This is a genomic window from Leeuwenhoekiella sp. A2, from assembly GCF_047946655.1.
GTDB lineage: Bacteria > Bacteroidota > Bacteroidia > Flavobacteriales > Flavobacteriaceae > Leeuwenhoekiella.
In genome coordinates this window covers 1146468-1163667 of sequence record NZ_CP172311.1, presented here as the reverse complement: position 1 = coordinate 1163667, position 17200 = coordinate 1146468, and the positions used below count along the sequence as shown (strand labels likewise).

Below are 17200 nucleotides of genomic sequence, written 5' to 3'. Positions count from 1 at the left end.
ATCAGCTATTACTTGATCATAAGTTTTCGAGTAACCGAAGAGTTTTTATTTTCAACTTTTATAAGATAGATCCCTTTAGCTAACTGTCCCGGGTTTAACGTTAAAATTCCATTTAATTCTTTAGTTGCGCTGTATACTTTTCTTCCGTTAATATCATATATAGATATTGAGCCGTCTCCTAAACTTCCCGTAATAGCAATATTGATATTGCCGGCCGTAGGATTAGGATAGACACGGAACGCCTTGTCCTGAATGTTCTGATCATCTACACCAAGCAGGCAATCACCCTCATATTCCGGCGGAACGTCAAAAGCTTCAACCTGATCTGTGCGTAGTGTTGCGCGCCCCTGATTTGCACTAAGACCCAAACCTCTTCTAGCGAAAGCTTGATATATTAAACATTTGTGTTTGCCTTCATAAAGTAAGTCATCTGCAGCTAAAATTGCATCACGCCCATCTATAAAACCAGGTTGACAAGGTTGTAATTTCATTCCCTGCATTACAAGTTGCAGCGCCATATTATTACCACCTGTACCATTATAAACATCTGGGTCAAAGCCATAAATATTTACCAGATCCCAAGTTATATCCCATAACATAGAGGCCCAAACTGTCCCTATACCATGAGGTGCTGATATCTTTTCAGTATTATTTGTATCGCCATAAGTTAACGTGTCTATAGCCATATTTGTGCTGTATGGCACCGGCCGAATGCCTAAACCTGAAGTCTCATCATTAGTAACATAATTACCAATAGGTCTTGATTTATTACCTGTATCACCTGGTTTCATAGTAATTACTAAACCTAGAAAGTCTGACCAGCCTTCACCCATCTGTTCGGTAATACTTCTTTCCAGACAATTACCATCACTATCTCTTGATGCACAGACTTCAAGACAATCTGCTTCAGAGGGTCCGCCTGTAAGTCGGTTAGAAATACCATGACCATATTCATGAGCGATTATAAGATTATCCAGGTCGCCATCTTTTCTATAGGGGCCTTTGTCTACTAATGAAACATTTATTATGGTTCCGGCAGCTAAGGCATTAATGATAGGGTCACCATCTGCTTTTGAGATCATGATAGAAGGTATTTTGATCGTGCTGTCATCTCCTCCCATTGCAAAAATCCCGCTTGCAGCATCATTATTAACTACGATTACGGCCTTAGCCCCAGCATCTTGCGCTTTTAGTATTTTATCAGTAAAATTACAAACGCCTCTGCGCAGTACTGCAATCTGACTTCCTATATCAAGTGTGTTGGTTATTTTATCGCAGGCATCATAAGGATCTGAAGATTCTTCTGAAGCATTATCATCTATTACCAAAGCCAGGTTTGCTGTAATAGGTTTACTTGAAAGCGTTGGTCCAAAATCGGCTGGATAAGCTTCAATATTCTGGGCCAAATTAGACGGGGAATTGATGGTAAGAGGTTTTCCTGCGGGACCCACAGCACTCCACAAGAACATTCGTAGATAGGGGCTTTCCCCATCTGGAGGTGTAGCAAATGAAGCATTATTTAAACCAGTTGCATCCTGCCCAAATGCGAGTACATAATCATCCTCACCAATTGCTGCGCCAGTATCGTCTTTGAGTCCTCTATCGTAATTACTAGCCTGAAAGTTGCCACTTTCCTCATCAAAGCCATAATGGTAAACAATATCATGTACGGTATTGCTCGTATAGAACAAGTTGGTGATAGAAGCGTTGAGATAAGTTATAGGTTGATTATTAAAATCAAGGTCATACGAAAAATCAAGAGCTTGGCCACCATCTGGTGATTCACCTGTGAAACCATCATCATTGGTATAGTCAAAAGCCCAAACATTATTTCCTCGTGTGATGGTAAATTCTGGTCCTTCCACACCATCTACATCATGCCATGCAAGTGGGGAAGCGATCTCATTGTGAGGCTCGGTTATGAGTTGGCGATCACCATCTAACGGACTTTCTAATGGTAGCGGGAAAACTAAATATTGCTCACCAGAAAAAACAGCATTTGCAATGGATTTTGAGGCAGAAAAGGCTGATTTTTTAAACAAATTTACCGAATTTTCACGGGCTACTTTGTTATGATTATGACCTTCAAATGTGCAGTTAAGGACCCAGTCATTTAGAGAAATAATCTCTCCTGATGAAGCGTCAACTTTAGCACTCCACCAATGCTCGCCAGAAAGGGTATGTATACTTAAATTCCACGCCAGTTGAAGGTTACCTTTTTCTTTGACGATATAAATAAGTTTAACCGGAATAGGATCGACCGAGATGCCGCCATTGTTTAGAATAAATTCTTTAGAACTAACGCCTTCAGTAATTTTCAGATTTTTTACGTTACCAAGTTTTAAACTTGAAGCAGCCGATTGTACGGCTTGTAACGGCGATAATGCAGGAGACGTTGAAGATTTTTTAAGATTAGACAGATTTAAAAAACCATCTGCAGCATAAAGTACTTTATTGTTTTTTAAAGTAAATGTGCTTTTAGCTTTATAGATGTCAATACCATTAAATTGCTGCTGTGCATAAACAGAAACCGAGTTGGTCTTGGTGTTTTTTATTTCATCAGTAATTTCCCATTCTATGGTTTGAGAAGAAACACTCTTTGCATTAGAATTAAGGTAACTATTAATTATCGCCCGGCTGTTTTGGGCATATACAACGTTACCGAGTGTAATAAGCAGCATCGTAATACACAATGCGTAATTTTTTTTCATGGTATTCTTTCAATTTGTCAAAGTGTACAATATTAAATAAAATGAACTAAAACTTTCTCAATTGAGATTATTTAACATCCATACCCTTAATTTTCTTATATATTCTCAAAGCTTTACTGTCTGTCATTATAGATACATCAGTACAGCTTTTAAGTAGTTTATTATATACGGTCTGTTCTTCTATATGGTTTTTACCAAATAATTTACTTATCAAATTCTCGTAATGCGATGAAGTTTCATTCATGATCTTACAACGTGCATCCAGTAGCGTTGTAAGAATCTCGTAACCAGCAATTTCTTTCTCTATTACTTCTCTGCTATTGTAAATACGCTCTACACTCAGGTTTATAATATCTGTAATTTGAGCCTGATATTTACTTTTATCTATTAAAGAAGAGCCAAAAGTTCCTGCGAGGATATCATCTTCATAAAGCATAAAATTTTCTACCGCCTCATTGATTAAAGTATTAATAGTAAGAGCCCTAAGGTAACTTACACGATCTGCTGTGGTGGTAAGAATATTATATTTAGATCTGTCTATAGTTTTACCTACTAGATTAATTAAATATTCTAATGCGTACTCTTCTGGGATTAAACCAAGATTTATGCCATCTTCAAAATCGATTATAGTATAGCAAATATCATCTGCAGCTTCTACTAAATAAGCCAGCGGATGTCTTGTATAACTTACAGACTCGTCTTTGCCGGTTTTTAATAGACCAAGCTCATTGGCAATTTCAGTAAAAAACTCTTTTTCAGATTGAAAGAAACCATATTTCTTATCTGCTACATGTGTGGTGGGTCTGTAAGGTAGTGATTCTTTAGGGTATTTCATAAAGGCACCTAAAGTTGCATACGAGAGGCGTAAACCTCCTGCCGCCCCAGGTTTACTTTCTGACAGCAGTCTAAAACCATTTGCATTACCTTCAAATTTTATAAGATCCTGATACTCTACTTCAGAAAGCAGATCTTTATATTTTCTACCCTGCCCATTTTTAAAATATTCACCAATTGCCTTTTCGCCAGAATGGCCAAATGGGGGATTGCCGATATCGTGCGCTAAAGATGCTGCAGCTACGATCGCTCCAAAATCATTGAATTTATATTCATGCACTTTCTCTAAATAAGGATATTTTTTAATGATCTCCTTACCTACAAGTCGGCCCAGCGAGCGGCCTACAACAGAAACCTCAAGGCTATGTGTAAGTCTGGTGTGAACAAAGTCAGTTTTAGAAAGCGGAATAACCTGTGTTTTATCTTGTAAGCTTCGAAAGTAGGAGGAGAAAATAACCCTGTCATAATCAACTTCAAAACCCAGGCGGGTCTCGTCCTGTTCCTTTCTTATTCTTTTAGAAGAATCACCATATCGCTTAAGAGATAAAAGTTGCTCCCACTTCATCATATCTGTAAAATTTTGGTGCAAGATACATTTTTTGGCTCCGCTCTCCCTTTTAGGCAGTTAGGTTTTATGGTAAATGCTGTTAACATTTAGATAACGCAAAGGTGACCCTTGTTTAATACTGAGGTAACAAAGGCTTTACAACCGTGCTGTTATTTTGCATCGACAAATTAAACTAACAATGAGACAAATCTATCTGTTTTTACTATTATTCCTGGGAGCATTTTATGCTCAGGCACAAGATAAGGGAAGTATAGTAGGTGTACTGAGTGATAAAGAGGTAAATAATGAGCCTTTACCTTTTGCAACAGTACAATTACAGGGTACAACAAAAGGAACAACAACAGACTTTGACGGTCTTTATCAAATAGAAGGTGTAGATCCCGGAGTATATACTCTGGTTTTTAGTTTTGTGGGTTACGAAACTCTCGAGATACCCAATGTTACTGTAGAAGCAGGAAAAGTTACAACAGTAAATACAGGTTTAGGTGCAACCGCTGCAGCACTCGATGAAGTGGTAATTACTACAACAGTATCAAGAGAATCTGAGGTAGCTCTGTTATTAGAGCAAAAGAATGCCGTTGCTATACAACAAACAATAGGTGCAGATGAGCTTGCGCGAAAAGGTGTAAGTGATGCTGCAGCTGCTATTGCAAAAATTTCTGGTGTATCTAAACAGCAGGGGGGCGGTAATGTATATGTAAGAGGTCTGGGTGATCGTTATCTAAATACTACTTACAATGGCCTTTCATTACCATCTAATGATATTGAGAAAAAGAATATAGATCTTGATCTTTTTCCTTCAGATATAATTCAGAATGTATCTGTAAGTAAAGCGTATTCTACAAAATTCTATGGCGATTTTGCAGCGAGTAATATTGATGTGATCTCTAAAGATTATAAAGGCCGCGGATTTTTAGATATTGATTTAGGAAGCGGTATTAATACCAGAGCTTACGATAAGAATTTTGTAAGAAGTGAAGGCACAGGATATTTTGGTTTTTATAACCGTTATGACAATAACCCATTTGCTGTGGTTTTATCGCACCCTGTAGATCCTGTAAATGGAGGCGAACCTATTAATATTAATGGTTCTATTTCTGGAGGAACTTCTTTTGATTTTGGCGATGAGACACGTTTAAGCCTTTTCGCTACAGCTTCTTTTGCAAATGGGTATGAGTACCGCAGAGGTTCTGCCGCAGATTACACAACTGTATACAAACAACGTTTTGACGACGTTGAGGAGTTTGAGTATAATACAACAACTACGGCGATGGCAAATATTATCTATCGCATTAACAGCAAACACAGAATAAGTTTCAATTCTTTATTCCTAAACAGCTCATCAGATGTTGTAGGTGATTATGGAATTGATGGTACAGGTGCGAACAGAGATGCTCAATTAAACTCAAACAAAGGATTCTTTGTGCGAAATATTCAGTTTAATGAAGATATGATCTTCGTAAATCAGATATCTGGTATCAGTCAGATAGATGATAAATTTGAAGTTTCATGGGGTGTAGGTTATAATAAGGTTTTTTCGCATCAACCTGACAGAAAGAGATTTTCATTAGAAAACTATGACTTTGCACTTGACGATGATCCTACTACAAATCCATCTTTCTATAACAACACAAACTTTGATAACCAAAGGTACTTTCAGGATATTGAAGATGAAGAGCTTAATAGTAGAATCAACCTTGAATACACAGCCAGCGAAAATATAAAAGTAAACTTTGGTTACAACGGTCGTAGAAAAGAGCGCTATTTTGAAAACATACGCTATGGTTATGATCTTGTACAACCAAGAACACAGGTTACAGACATCAACAATCTTGATGATATTTTTAATGTTCCTAATTTAGGAAAGGTATATGATACGTATGTTTTTAACCCTATTGCACCAGATTTAGGTATAGGGAACAGAAACTATCCTGGTCTTGCAGAAAACACATATAAAGGTAACCTAGATATTCATGCAGGTTACCTCAATGCAGAAATTACCACAGGTAAATGGTTATTTGTACCTGGTGTGCGCGTTGAATCTTTTAAGCAGTCTATCGCTTATGATGTAATTAACCTGCCAGATACAGATGATGGTTATGCAGAAAGTTATGATAACTTTTATCTGCCAAGTTTAAATGTGAAGTATGCTTTAACAGACGATTCTAACTTAAGATTCTCTTTTTCTAAAACAGTTTCTTTCCCAGAATTTAAAGAAGTTGCTCCTTTTGTTTATGAAGATGTAACTCAACGTGTAGGTGGTAATCCTGATCTTCTGGAAGATCCTGCTATCTCAGACATTTTTAACTATGATCTTAAATACGAGTGGTTCTTTGGAAAAAGTGAATTGGTTTCGCTTGCAGGTTTCGCTAAAGAAATCAAAGACCCGATCAACAAAGTAATTGCTAATGATGCAACGGGAACTCAGCGTTACTTTAGAACAGGTGACAAAGCAAATGTTTACGGTGTAGAGCTTGAGCTAAGAAAGAATTTGATAGCCGATGAAGATGATCAGGCTAATCTTTCTCTTGGCGTGAACGCTACCTATATGTATACAGAACAAAAACTAAAAAGCTCTAATGGGTCTCTTTATACTTCGACCCTTGATCGTACAGATGAATTGCAGGGAGCTTCACCTTTTCTTATCAATGCCGATTTAAATTATAGCCCAACAAATTTTGGAAGTTACAAACCGGTTGCTAACCTGATCTACTCCTATTTTGATGACCGTATTGATGCATTAGGATCTGGTCAACTAGGCAACATTGTAGAAAAAGGAGTACACAATTTAGATTTCGTTTTTAGAAACGAATTAGGGTCAGACTGGGAAGTTAATCTAAGCGCTAAAAATATTCTTGATCCAGACATTCAGTTCTTTAGAGCAGAATCTACAGGAGATATAATTACCTCAACTTATAAACGTGGTATAGACTTGGGTCTTGCTGTGAAATATAAATTTTAACAACTAGAACAAAAATTAATTAAATACACTTAAATCGATGAAGACAAATTATTTATTTACAGGTTTGACGCTGGCGGCAATGCTTCTTGCCTCTTGTGAAGCTGATGACACCGCTGAAATAGTTATTAATAATACCGATAATAGTACTACCACTGTCAATAATGGTGATACTGGGGGTGGTGAAGAACCAGATCCTACAGGAGAAGAAATAAATCTTCAGGGTACAAAGACTTCAGATTTAGTACTTGATCCTATCAACACGTATACTTTAACTGGTGGTCTTATCATGGCTCCAGGTACAAAATTGACTATTCCTGCAGGTATGACCATAAAAGCAAGTAGCGGTGCAAGTGTATTTATTGCTATTTCTCAGGGAGCTACTATAGATGCTCAGGGTACTGCAAGTGAACCTATTGTTCTTACTTCTGCTTCTGCTGCTCCGGTAGCTGGTGATTGGGGTGGTCTTATCTTATTAGGTAAAGCACCTATTAACTCTGTATCTGGTAACGCAACTTCTACTTCAGAAATAGGTGGTCTTCCTTACGGTGGTACAGATCCTGGTGATTATTCTGGTATCATTAAATATCTACGTATAGAATATTCTGGTGGTGCTGCAGATAGCTCTTCAGAAAACAACGGCTTCTCTTTCTACGGTGTAGGTAACAATACTGTTGTAGATCACATTCAGGCTTACGAAGGTAAAGATGATGGTATGGAATTCTTTGGTGGTACTGTAAATGTAAATTATATCTATGTTACAGGTGCACAGGATGATTCTGTTGACTGGACTGAAGGTTTCTCTGGCCAGCTAAACAATGTTTACATCGTACAAGGTGCAGAACATGATAAAGGTATAGAAGCAGATGGTTTCAATACTGATATAGGTAACAACTCAGATCCTGTATATTTCTCTAAGCCTACTGTATCTAACATTCATATCGTGGGTGCTGGTGAAGGTGAAGCTGTACGTTTAAGAGCAGGAACTCAAGGTGTTTTTAGTAATATGATTATTGAAGATTTTGCACTTGCTTACCACATTGTAGGTGATGCAACAAACAGCCCAACGGGACAAGGTGTTCTTGATGGTGATCTTTCTGTTACTGATGTAAATTTTGTAAACGTTACTACGAAATTAGAAAACGAAACAACTGAAACTTTCACTGAAGCTGAATTTATCTCTGGCGATGGTAATGCTACTGATATTGATTTTGCAACATGGGGTGCAGGTTGGACACGTGATAACTAAGATTTATTTTAATTAGCCTCAAAATAAGAAAGCCCGGCAATTTGCCGGGCTTTTCTTTTGTAATATATCAAGCTAAAAATCGGGTGTTTTATCCCGATTTTTAGTGTTTATAAGGTGATTTTTAGATTAAGCTCTTTTAACTGTGCTTCGTCAATTTTTGCAGGGGCGTCTATCATAACGTCTCTTCCCGCATTGTTTTTAGGGAAAGCGATAAAATCACGTATCGTTTCCTGACCGCCTAAAATAGCAACCAGTCTGTCAAGACCAAAGGCTAAACCGCCATGTGGTGGGGCGCCGTACTGAAAGGCATCCATCAAGAAGCCAAATTGATTTCTAGCTTCTTCAGGGGTGAAACCCAGATAATCAAACATCTTGGCTTGTGTAGCGCTATCGTGAATACGTATTGAGCCACCGCCTATTTCATTTCCGTTTAAAACGAGATCATAAGCATTTGCTTTCACGGCGCCGGGATCTGTATTAAGCAGTTCCATCTGGCCGGGTTTTGGCGAAGTAAAAGGGTGGTGCATTGCATGATATCTTTCAGTCTCCTCATCCCATTCTAAAAGTGGAAAGTCTACAACCCAAAGCGGAGCAAATTCATCTGCCTTACGCAAACCAAGTTGTTCTGCAAGTTCCATACGCAAAGCGCTAAGCTGAGTTCTTGTCTTATCTGCCGCACCAGAAAGTACACAGATGAGGTCACCCGGTTTTGCGCCGGTTTTTTCTGCCCATTGTGCGAGATCTGCTTCATCGTAAAACTTATCTACAGAAGATTTAAAACTTCCGTCTTCATTATATTTTACGTAAACCATGCCAAGCGCTCCTACCTGAGGACGCTTTACCCAATCTATAAGTTTATCAATTTCTTTTCTGGTATAAGAAGCTCCGCCGGGTACGGCAATCCCAACAACTAATTCTGCCTGATTAAAAACATTAAATTCCTTATGCTGTGCGACGGCGTTAAGTTCACCAAATTCCATCCCAAAACGTATATCTGGTTTATCATTTCCATAACGCTTCATTGCTTCGTCATAGGTCATACGGGGGAAGTTTTCGATTTCAAAACCGTTTACTTCCTTTAATAAATGCTTGGTAAGACCTTCAAAAATGTTTAGAATATCTTCCTGCTCAACAAATGCCATCTCACAGTCAATCTGTGTAAATTCTGGCTGGCGATCTGCACGCAAATCCTCATCACGGAAACATTTCACAATTTGAAAATATTTATCCATGCCACCTACCATTAGCAATTGCTTAAAAGTTTGTGGTGATTGCGGTAAGGCATAAAACTGCCCTTCATTCATACGGCTTGGCACGACAAAATCGCGAGCACCTTCTGGAGTAGATTTTATTAAATACGGCGTTTCAACCTCTATGAAACCCTGATCTGACAAATAATTACGCACAGCAATAGTTACTTTATGTCTAAAGATGAGTTTTTCTTTTACAGGATTTCGACGTATGTCAAGATATCTGTATTTCATGCGCAGATCTTCGCCACCGTCAGTTTTATCTTCTATCGTAAAAGGCGGAGTTTTTGCCTCGTTAAGAAGAATAAGATCTTCTACTAAAATCTCAATATCGCCTGTAGGCATTTTAGGGTTTTTAGATTCCCTTTCTATAACGCTGCCTTTTATTTGTACTACGAACTCGCGACCCAGTGTTCTGGCTTGTTCCATTACTTCTGCGGGAGTGCGTTCTTCATCAAAAATGAGCTGAGTGATTCCGTAACGATCACGCAGGTCAACCCAAATCATAAAACCTTTATCTCTGGATTTTTGAACCCAGCCGGAAAGGGTTACTGTTTCACCAATATTTTCTGCTCTTAAAGCGCCATTATTATGCGTTCTGTACATTGTTTCAATTTGTGAGGTGCAAATTTAAGAAGATAAAGGGATTGAGGGGTTTTAAGTGACAAAAAATTGTTTGCACTTTCTGGTAATTAGTTCAAAAGCTGATTTTGCATAAAAAAAGCAGGATTTTACTCCTGCTTTTCCTGTTTTTTAATATGTTTAAATTTACTTATTCAGCTGGAACAAGCTCTTTGTCTGCCTGTCTTTTCTTTTTCTTATCTGCAAACCTCACCTTAGCTCTGTTTACTAAATAGAACATTACCGGTACAATAACCAGCGTAAGGAAAGTGGCAAATACGAGTCCGAAAATTACCGTCCAGGCAAGAGGTCCCCAGAAGATCACGTTGTCACCACCAATGTATATGCCCGGATCGTAATCTGTAAACAGACCGAAGAAATCAATGTTTAAACCAACGGCCAAAGGAATAAGTCCTAATACGGTTGTGATTGCAGTAAGTAATACGGGCCTAAGACGCGATTTACCACCGGCAACAATAAGTTCAAAATACTGCTGCTTAGTAAGCAGATCATCCTCTTCCATATTTAAATCTTCTTTCTTGCGGTCGATAAGAATTTGAGTGTAATCAATAAGAACGATCGCATTATTCACTACGATTCCCGCTAGCGAAATAATTCCCATCATGGTCATTATCACGACAAAATCCATACTGAAAATAACAAGACCTAAGAATACACCCGCTAGACTAAGTACAATTGAAATAAGGATAATTATAGGCTTAGATATGGAGTTAAACTGGGCAACAAGAATAAGAAGTATCGCACCCATAGCAATAAATAAAGCCATAAGTAAGAAATCCATATTCTCTGCTTGTTTCTCCTGCTGACCGGTAAATTGATAGCTAATGCCTTCCGGAAGGTCATAACCTTGCAGTTCCTGTTTAAGCTGTGTTACAATCTCTGTAGGGTTGTAGCCTTCTAGCACATTAGAATATACCGTGATAACACGTTTTAAGTCCTTTCGCTTTATAGCGCTAAATGCGGAAGTTGTATTTTTTTCTACCAGTGCAGAAATAGGCACCTGAATTAGATTACCCTGATTATTTCTAAATGTTACCGGCTGATTGAATAAAGCATTCTCATCGTAACGATATTTATCATTAAACCGCACATTTATCTCAATATCATCATCACCATCTTTGTATGTAGAAGCTTCTTCCCCGTAAACAGAACGTCTCAAGGTCTGCCCAACTGCCGCAGTAGAAACGCCTAATTGACCAGCTTTTTGTCTGTTTACCGTAACACCAAGTTCGGTTTTTGACCTGTTTACGTCGATTTTTAGCTCTTCTATACCGCTAATTCCCAGTTCTGCGATGTACGAGCGCATCTTATCTGCTTCTACAAGCATCTGCCCGTAATCTTCACCGCGCAATTCAATATTTACAGGATAACCGGTAGGAGGGCCGGCTGCATCTTTCTCTACGATTATAGACGCTCCCGGAAAGCCTTTAACGGCTTGTCGCACTTCGGTAAGAACCTGGCTACTTTTTACACCTCGGCGCAATTTAAAATCACGCATAGATAAGGTTACTTTCCCTTTGTGTGGCATTTCATTGCTTTGGCCCCCATCTGTTTGTGGATTACCAGCTCCCTGACCTACCTGAGAAATTGCGCTCTCTACCATATAATTATACCCGTCAGGATCCTGATATTTTTTTATAGCATCAAATATGCGTTGCTCAACTTTTTTAGTGAGTTCATTGGTTTTTGAAATATCTGTACCTTCAGGATATTCTATATATGTAATGATCTGATTAGGTTCATTTTCCGGAAAAAACAAAACTTTGGGTTGTGCTATGCCTACGAGAATAAAAGACAGTATTAGCAGTGCAAATGTGCTTATAAGAAACACGTAGGCTTTTCTTCCGCGCAAAGCGTACTTTAAAAACCGTGCATAAAAATCTTCTAATCTTTTAAGCGCTTTATATTGAAAGTAATAAACAGCTCCTGCCAGAAAATATTTATATGCCCATAACAAAATTGCAAACAGGATCAATAAATTTCCTAGTCCTCTAAAAGAGCCAAAGTCTAAAACAAACCCTGCGATCAATAAAATCGCCCCAACACCGGCTAAAATCGCGCTGGTGCGAATGAGTTTTTTCTTAGAAAGCTCTTCTTCTGTGACTTTCATAAACTTAGAAGTAAGCATCGAGTTGATCACTAATGCTACAAATAAAGACGAACTCAATACAACCGATAGCGTAATAGGGAAGTATACCATAAATTTACCTATCGTCCCCGGCCATAAACCTAAGGGGAAGAATGCCGCAAGAGTAGTAGCGGTAGAAGCAATAATAGGCCAAGCGATCTCGCCCATACCTTGTTTGGCAGCTTTCATTCGTGGCATGCCCTGATCCATTAATGAGTAGATATTTTCAACAACCACAATACCGTTGTCTACCAGCATCCCCAGACCCATTACAAGGCCAAAAAGTACCATTGTGTTTAATGTAAGTCCCATCCCAGAAAGGATCATCAACGACATGAACATTGACAGGGGGATAGCAAAACCTACAAAGAGTGCATTTCTAAAACCTAAGAAGAACATCAATACAAGAACTACCAGGATAACACCAAAAATGATGTTATTTACCAGATCATTTACCTGATTTTCGGTCTTGATAGACTGGTCATTTGTAAGTGAAATATGTAACGATTCCGGGTAGTAATTATCCTGTTCTGCCGCCACGATCTCTTTAATCTGCTCAACAGCCTCGATCATGTTCTTACCTGCACGTTTCTTAACATCGAGCATAACAACAGGCTTGCCATATTCTCTGGCATACGTGGTATTGTCTTTTTCTTTCAGGCGGATGTCTGCGATATCACGTAGATAAATGTTACCACCATCTCTTTTTACTACTATGTTGCCAAGTTCTGCCGGGTCTTCTATTTCGCCAAGTACGCGAATGTTCTTGCGCAATCCGTTTGCAACCACGTTACCACCGGAAATTGTGTTGTTCTCTGAGCGAATTGAATTAATAATGTTGTCAAAACTCACTTTAGAAGCGGCCATTTTGTAAACATCAACAGCAACCTCGATCTCCTGATCTTCGGCGCCGCGTATGGTAGCTTCTTTAATTTGCGGAAGCAGTTCTATCTTTTCCTGAAGATGCTCTGCATAATCCTTAAGCTGCTGCACTTGAAAATCGCCCGTAAGATTGATATTCAGGATGGGCATCTCTTCAGAAATATTGAGATCAAAAACGTTAGGTTCTACCTTAGCACCATTGTCAAGGGTAGGCCAGGTAGTTTCTGCTTTTACGAGATCTACTTTGTCTTTTACTTTCGTTTTAGCGAGATCAACATCAACATCTTCTTCAAATTCTACAATAACTATAGAATAATCCTGAAGCGTAGTAGAGGTGATCTCTTTAACGCCAGCTATATTATTAAACTCCTCTTCGAGCGGTTCTGTAATAAATTTCTCAACATCTTCTGCCGCGTTACCCGGGTTTACAGAGCTAACATATATTTTAGTCTCAACAACCTCAGGAAATGCCTCTCTGGGCATACTATAGTAAGCTGCAAGACCGGCTAGAAAAATGATCGCGGTGATAACATAGACGGTCATCTTGTTATCTATGGCCCATGAAGAGAGCTTAAATTCTTTGTACGTGTTTTTAGCCATTTTTACTGAATGTTAGCCTGATTTTCTGATGTCACTTCCTGACCGTCTCTTATAGAACGTGCTCCTTCTAATATTAAGGTCTGCCCAACTTCAAGACCTGATTTGATCTCGATTTGATCGCCATAAGAATATCCTTTCTCCAGAATCACTTGTTTTGCAATACCGGTAGAATCTGTTTTTGGCTCATACACATAAGCAATACTTTCTCCGGCCGCATTTTCCTGAATAACATTTGAAGGAACGGTAAGCGCTTTATCTGCCGTGTAGTCATTTATTTTTACGGTAGCAATTAGATTGGGCTTTACAGCCTGATCTGCATTGGGTATCGCTATCTTAATACTAAACGTACGGTTGTCTGGGCTCACAAAACTTGCTACCTGTCTTACCTTGCCGGTGTATTCTTTGCCTAATGAAGCAAGTTCTATTTTAACTTCTGTACCCTGCTTTACACTTCCTAAAAAGCTTTCTGGGATTGATGCGTCTACATACATATCATCAAGATTGATAAGTCGCATAACCTGTGATTGTCCCTGCGTAACAACTTGTCCCTGTTCTGCGATAATATCATCTATTACACCGCTAAAAGGCGCTGTAATATTTGCTTTATTTACCTGAGAACGTAATTGATCTGTGGCTGCTTTTGAAGCTTCGTAGTTAGTTTTTGATTCCAGATATTGAATTTCTGAACCGATTTTTTGATCCCACAGGCGTTTTTGACGCTCAAAAGTCGTTTTTGCTAAAGCTGTTTGAGCCTCCTGTCTTGCCAGCTGGCTGCTCATACCGTTGTCATCAATTTTAGCAAGCAATTGCCCCTTCTTTACACGATCACCTTCTTTTACAAACACACGTGTTAGAATACCAGAAAACTCAGGATATATAATAATGTTCTGATCTGTATTTACATTACCCTGTACTTCTATATAATGTTTGAAAGTAGAATCTTTTAGGGTGGTTGTAGTTACCAGAGCGATGCGAGTGCGTGGATCTTTTTTATCTATTGCAGCGTTAAGTTTATCTAATTGAAGTTTAAGCGCCGTTTGTTGATCTACTAATTCAGTTTTCTTAGAGCGAAGTTTGCCTAGGTCCCCGTTTTCAATAAGATCATCAACAGATTCTTCTTTGTTTCCGCAAGAAATTGCAAGTACTGCGAGTATAAATAGGGTTATAAATTTTTTCATGATGGTAAAAGCTATTAATTGCGTTCTTTGGGTTGATATTCTGTAGTGTCAAGCACTTTTTCTAGGGTTGCCTTATTTGTGATAACGTCTAGCATGGCTTGCAGGTAATTTTGTTGAGCCTGGTAAAGTTGTCTTTGAGCTTCACTCAGCTCAAAACTTGTGGCGATACCTTCAAAGAATTTTATTTGGTTTTTGTTCTCAATTCTTTCGGCAAGAGCCAGATTTTTCTTTTGATTGTCATAATTATCTAAACTAAACTGATAATCATTTTGGGCCGAAGAGATCTGCAGTTTAACTCGGTTTCTGGTTTCTTCAAGATCTTCTAGCTTTTGCTTGTAAGCCAGTTCCTGCTGTGCAGTACGTGCATTGCGCATACCGCTGCTAAAAACGGGAACGCTAAGGTTTACTCCCAGAATTGATTGATCAAAGTAGCGCTGATTATCACTAAAGAATGTGAATTTCTCACTGTTGCCCTGCACGCCGTAATTAAGATAAGCAGTAAGTTTAGGCAGGGATTTACTTTTCTCGAGTTTTACTAAAATTTCAGCTTGATTTGCTTGATCTTCTGCAATGCGGTAATCTATATTATCTTCTACACTTATACTTTTTCGCAATAGCGAAAGGTCAAAATATTGCATTGCGAGTTCGTCAAGATCATCTGTGACCGAAATGTTATAATCTAACGGAATGCCAAGTGTTACTTTTAGCATGTCTGAAGCGATTGACTGCATACGCACCGCATTGTCCAGATTGCTTTGAAGGCCAATAAGTGTTATTTGCAACTGCTCAACATCTTCTTCTTCGGCCAGACCATTCTCAAATATTTTACGAGTGTCCTCATAATTTTTTTGAAGGGATGAAAGGTTCTTTTTCAAAATAGCCACGCTCTCTTCGGCCAGCAGCACATTGCCATAGGCATTAATAATTTCTTCTTTTAACTCAAGGTCTGTTTTAACCTTAGCGTTTTCTGAAATCTTTAAAAGTGTCTTGGCAGATTGTACACCTACTATATAAGACCCGTCAAAGATTAATTGATCCCAGGTTGCGATGGCATTAAGGCTTTGCTTTGTGCCAAATGTCACGGGGATAAATGTGCCCGCTTCTCCACCGGCGATCACACCGGGTATAAAAGTAACAGGTTGTACCAGCTGATTCTGGTAGTTAGCTGCGCCACTAATTTGTGGCAGACCCTGTGCTATTATTTCCCATTTTTGTTTTAGTGCGATTGCAATATCTGTACGCGCATTATTTGCAGAATAATTGTGCTCAAGGCCATAAATAATTGCCTCTTCCAGGCTAAACTGCGTGTCTTGCAACGGGATGGTGTCTTGCCCGTATGTGCAACCAAATGTTATGATGGCAATAAGGGTAAAGACCTTTTTTATGCTGTTAAACTTATTTTTCATTGGTGAATTGTTGTAGTATTTCTAATCCTTTGGGGGTTGATATCGCTCTGAGGTGATAATCAAGGTAGTCTGAGGTAACATCTTTTATTATAAAATCATGAGGGGGGAATATTTCGGGATTTTTAATTCCCATTGTACACATGTAATAGAGTTTAGAAACAAAACAAACTTTGATCTTGGGTCGATAAAAACCAGTTGCTATTCCCCGTTCAAGATTTTCTGTAACACAAGTGGTCATAAGTTTGACCTGCTGGTTGTGAACTTTCTTATAAATCTTGGGATAGTATTTCTGCAATTGAAAAACCGGAGATGATTTTTCATCTTTTAGATAATTCAATGCAAAATCTTTAATAGCAAATAATTCTTCGATCACGTTGAGATCACGGGAAATTATTTCGGAAATACCTTGATATACGGTCTCGTAAAGGTAAAAGGTGACTTTCTCTACTAATTTTATTTTCGTCTCAAAATGCGTATAGATCGTCTTTTTAGAAATTCCCATTTCGTGAGCGATATCATCCATAGTCACGCTTTTAAACCCCAGGTTCAAAAACATGTCTGCCGCTTTATGTAAAATTTTCTCTTCCATATTTTGTGCAAATATAGTTTTAGGAAACTATAAAAACCAAAAAAGTTTCCAAAGTTTTACAATTATTTAAAGATGCTACCAGAATGGGAACTGAGTTATTCTGAAAATCGGCTTATTATGAGGTAAAATCGGGTGAAAAAGGGCTATTTTTAAATAATTACCATTCTTTGAAGCGGGTGTCTTATTTTAGCCAAAAAATTAAGC

The 17200-nt window shown here is 38.4% G+C and carries 9 protein-coding genes; 2 read left to right on the top strand and 7 right to left on the bottom strand.

Annotation, left to right across the window (positions count from 1 at the left end; genetic code table 11):
- Window positions 1-8 precede the first annotated feature (8 nt).
- Window positions 9-2711 carry a T9SS-dependent M36 family metallopeptidase gene (locus tag ACH3PA_RS05175; protein ID WP_416448450.1) on the bottom strand — a complete coding sequence of 901 codons (2703 nt, stop codon included), beginning with the start codon at window positions 2709-2711 and terminating at the stop codon, window positions 9-11.
- A gap of 67 nt (window positions 2712-2778) precedes the next feature.
- Window positions 2779-4110: a dGTP triphosphohydrolase gene (gene dgt / locus ACH3PA_RS05170; RefSeq protein ID WP_416446661.1), complete on the bottom strand. Its 1332-nt coding sequence runs from the start codon at window positions 4108-4110 to the stop codon at window positions 2779-2781.
- A 181-nt stretch (window positions 4111-4291) separates the two neighbouring features.
- Between dgt and ACH3PA_RS05165 the strand changes: the two genes are divergently transcribed.
- Window positions 4292-7075, top strand: a complete 2784-nt coding sequence (locus ACH3PA_RS05165; RefSeq protein WP_416446539.1) for a TonB-dependent receptor domain-containing protein — start codon at window positions 4292-4294, stop codon at window positions 7073-7075.
- Between the two features lie 37 nt (window positions 7076-7112).
- Entirely contained in the window at window positions 7113-8321 is a 1209-nt protein-coding gene (locus ACH3PA_RS05160) for a multidrug transporter (RefSeq protein ID WP_416446541.1), read from the top strand.
- A gap of 107 nt (window positions 8322-8428) precedes the next feature.
- Here the strand turns inward: ACH3PA_RS05160 and aspS are convergent, their stop codons facing one another.
- The 5 genes from aspS to ACH3PA_RS05135 form a co-directional block, all read right to left on the bottom strand.
- On the bottom strand, window positions 8429-10177 hold the full coding sequence (gene aspS / locus ACH3PA_RS05155; RefSeq protein ID WP_416446543.1) for an aspartate--tRNA ligase: 1749 nt from the start codon (window positions 10175-10177) through the stop codon (window positions 8429-8431).
- A gap of 166 nt (window positions 10178-10343) precedes the next feature.
- A complete protein-coding gene (locus ACH3PA_RS05150) occupies window positions 10344-13823 on the bottom strand; it encodes an efflux RND transporter permease subunit (RefSeq protein ID WP_416446545.1) in 3480 nt (1159 codons plus the stop codon).
- Between the two features lie 2 nt (window positions 13824-13825).
- On the bottom strand, window positions 13826-15001 hold the full coding sequence (locus ACH3PA_RS05145) for an efflux RND transporter periplasmic adaptor subunit (RefSeq protein WP_416446547.1): 1176 nt from the start codon (window positions 14999-15001) through the stop codon (window positions 13826-13828).
- Window positions 15002-15015: 14 nt separating this feature from the next.
- A complete protein-coding gene (locus tag ACH3PA_RS05140; protein WP_416446549.1) occupies window positions 15016-16407 on the bottom strand; it encodes a TolC family protein in 1392 nt (463 codons plus the stop codon).
- Window positions 16397-16996 (bottom strand): TetR/AcrR family transcriptional regulator, encoded by a 600-nt coding sequence (locus ACH3PA_RS05135; RefSeq protein WP_416446551.1) that lies wholly within the window; start codon window positions 16994-16996, stop codon window positions 16397-16399. Before ACH3PA_RS05135 ends, ACH3PA_RS05140 begins: the two co-directional genes overlap by 11 nt.
- Window positions 16997-17200 lie beyond the last annotated feature (204 nt).

Excerpts from the sequence above, each read along its gene's own strand:
- ACH3PA_RS05175 (WP_416448450.1), bottom strand. The coding sequence starts at position 2,711 with ATGAAAAAAAATTACGCATTGTGTATTACGATGCTGCTTATTACACTC.
- dgt (WP_416446661.1), bottom strand. The coding sequence starts at position 4,110 with ATGAAGTGGGAGCAACTTTTATCTCTTAAGCGATATGGTGATTCTTCT.
- ACH3PA_RS05165 (WP_416446539.1), top strand. The coding sequence starts at position 4,292 with ATGAGACAAATCTATCTGTTTTTACTATTATTCCTGGGAGCATTTTAT.
- ACH3PA_RS05160 (WP_416446541.1), top strand. The coding sequence starts at position 7,113 with ATGAAGACAAATTATTTATTTACAGGTTTGACGCTGGCGGCAATGCTT.
- aspS (WP_416446543.1), bottom strand. The coding sequence starts at position 10,177 with ATGTACAGAACGCATAATAATGGCGCTTTAAGAGCAGAAAATATTGGT.
- ACH3PA_RS05150 (WP_416446545.1), bottom strand. The coding sequence starts at position 13,823 with ATGGCTAAAAACACGTACAAAGAATTTAAGCTCTCTTCATGGGCCATA.
- ACH3PA_RS05145 (WP_416446547.1), bottom strand. The coding sequence starts at position 15,001 with ATGAAAAAATTTATAACCCTATTTATACTCGCAGTACTTGCAATTTCT.
- ACH3PA_RS05140 (WP_416446549.1), bottom strand. The coding sequence starts at position 16,407 with ATGAAAAATAAGTTTAACAGCATAAAAAAGGTCTTTACCCTTATTGCC.
- ACH3PA_RS05135 (WP_416446551.1), bottom strand. The coding sequence starts at position 16,996 with ATGGAAGAGAAAATTTTACATAAAGCGGCAGACATGTTTTTGAACCTG.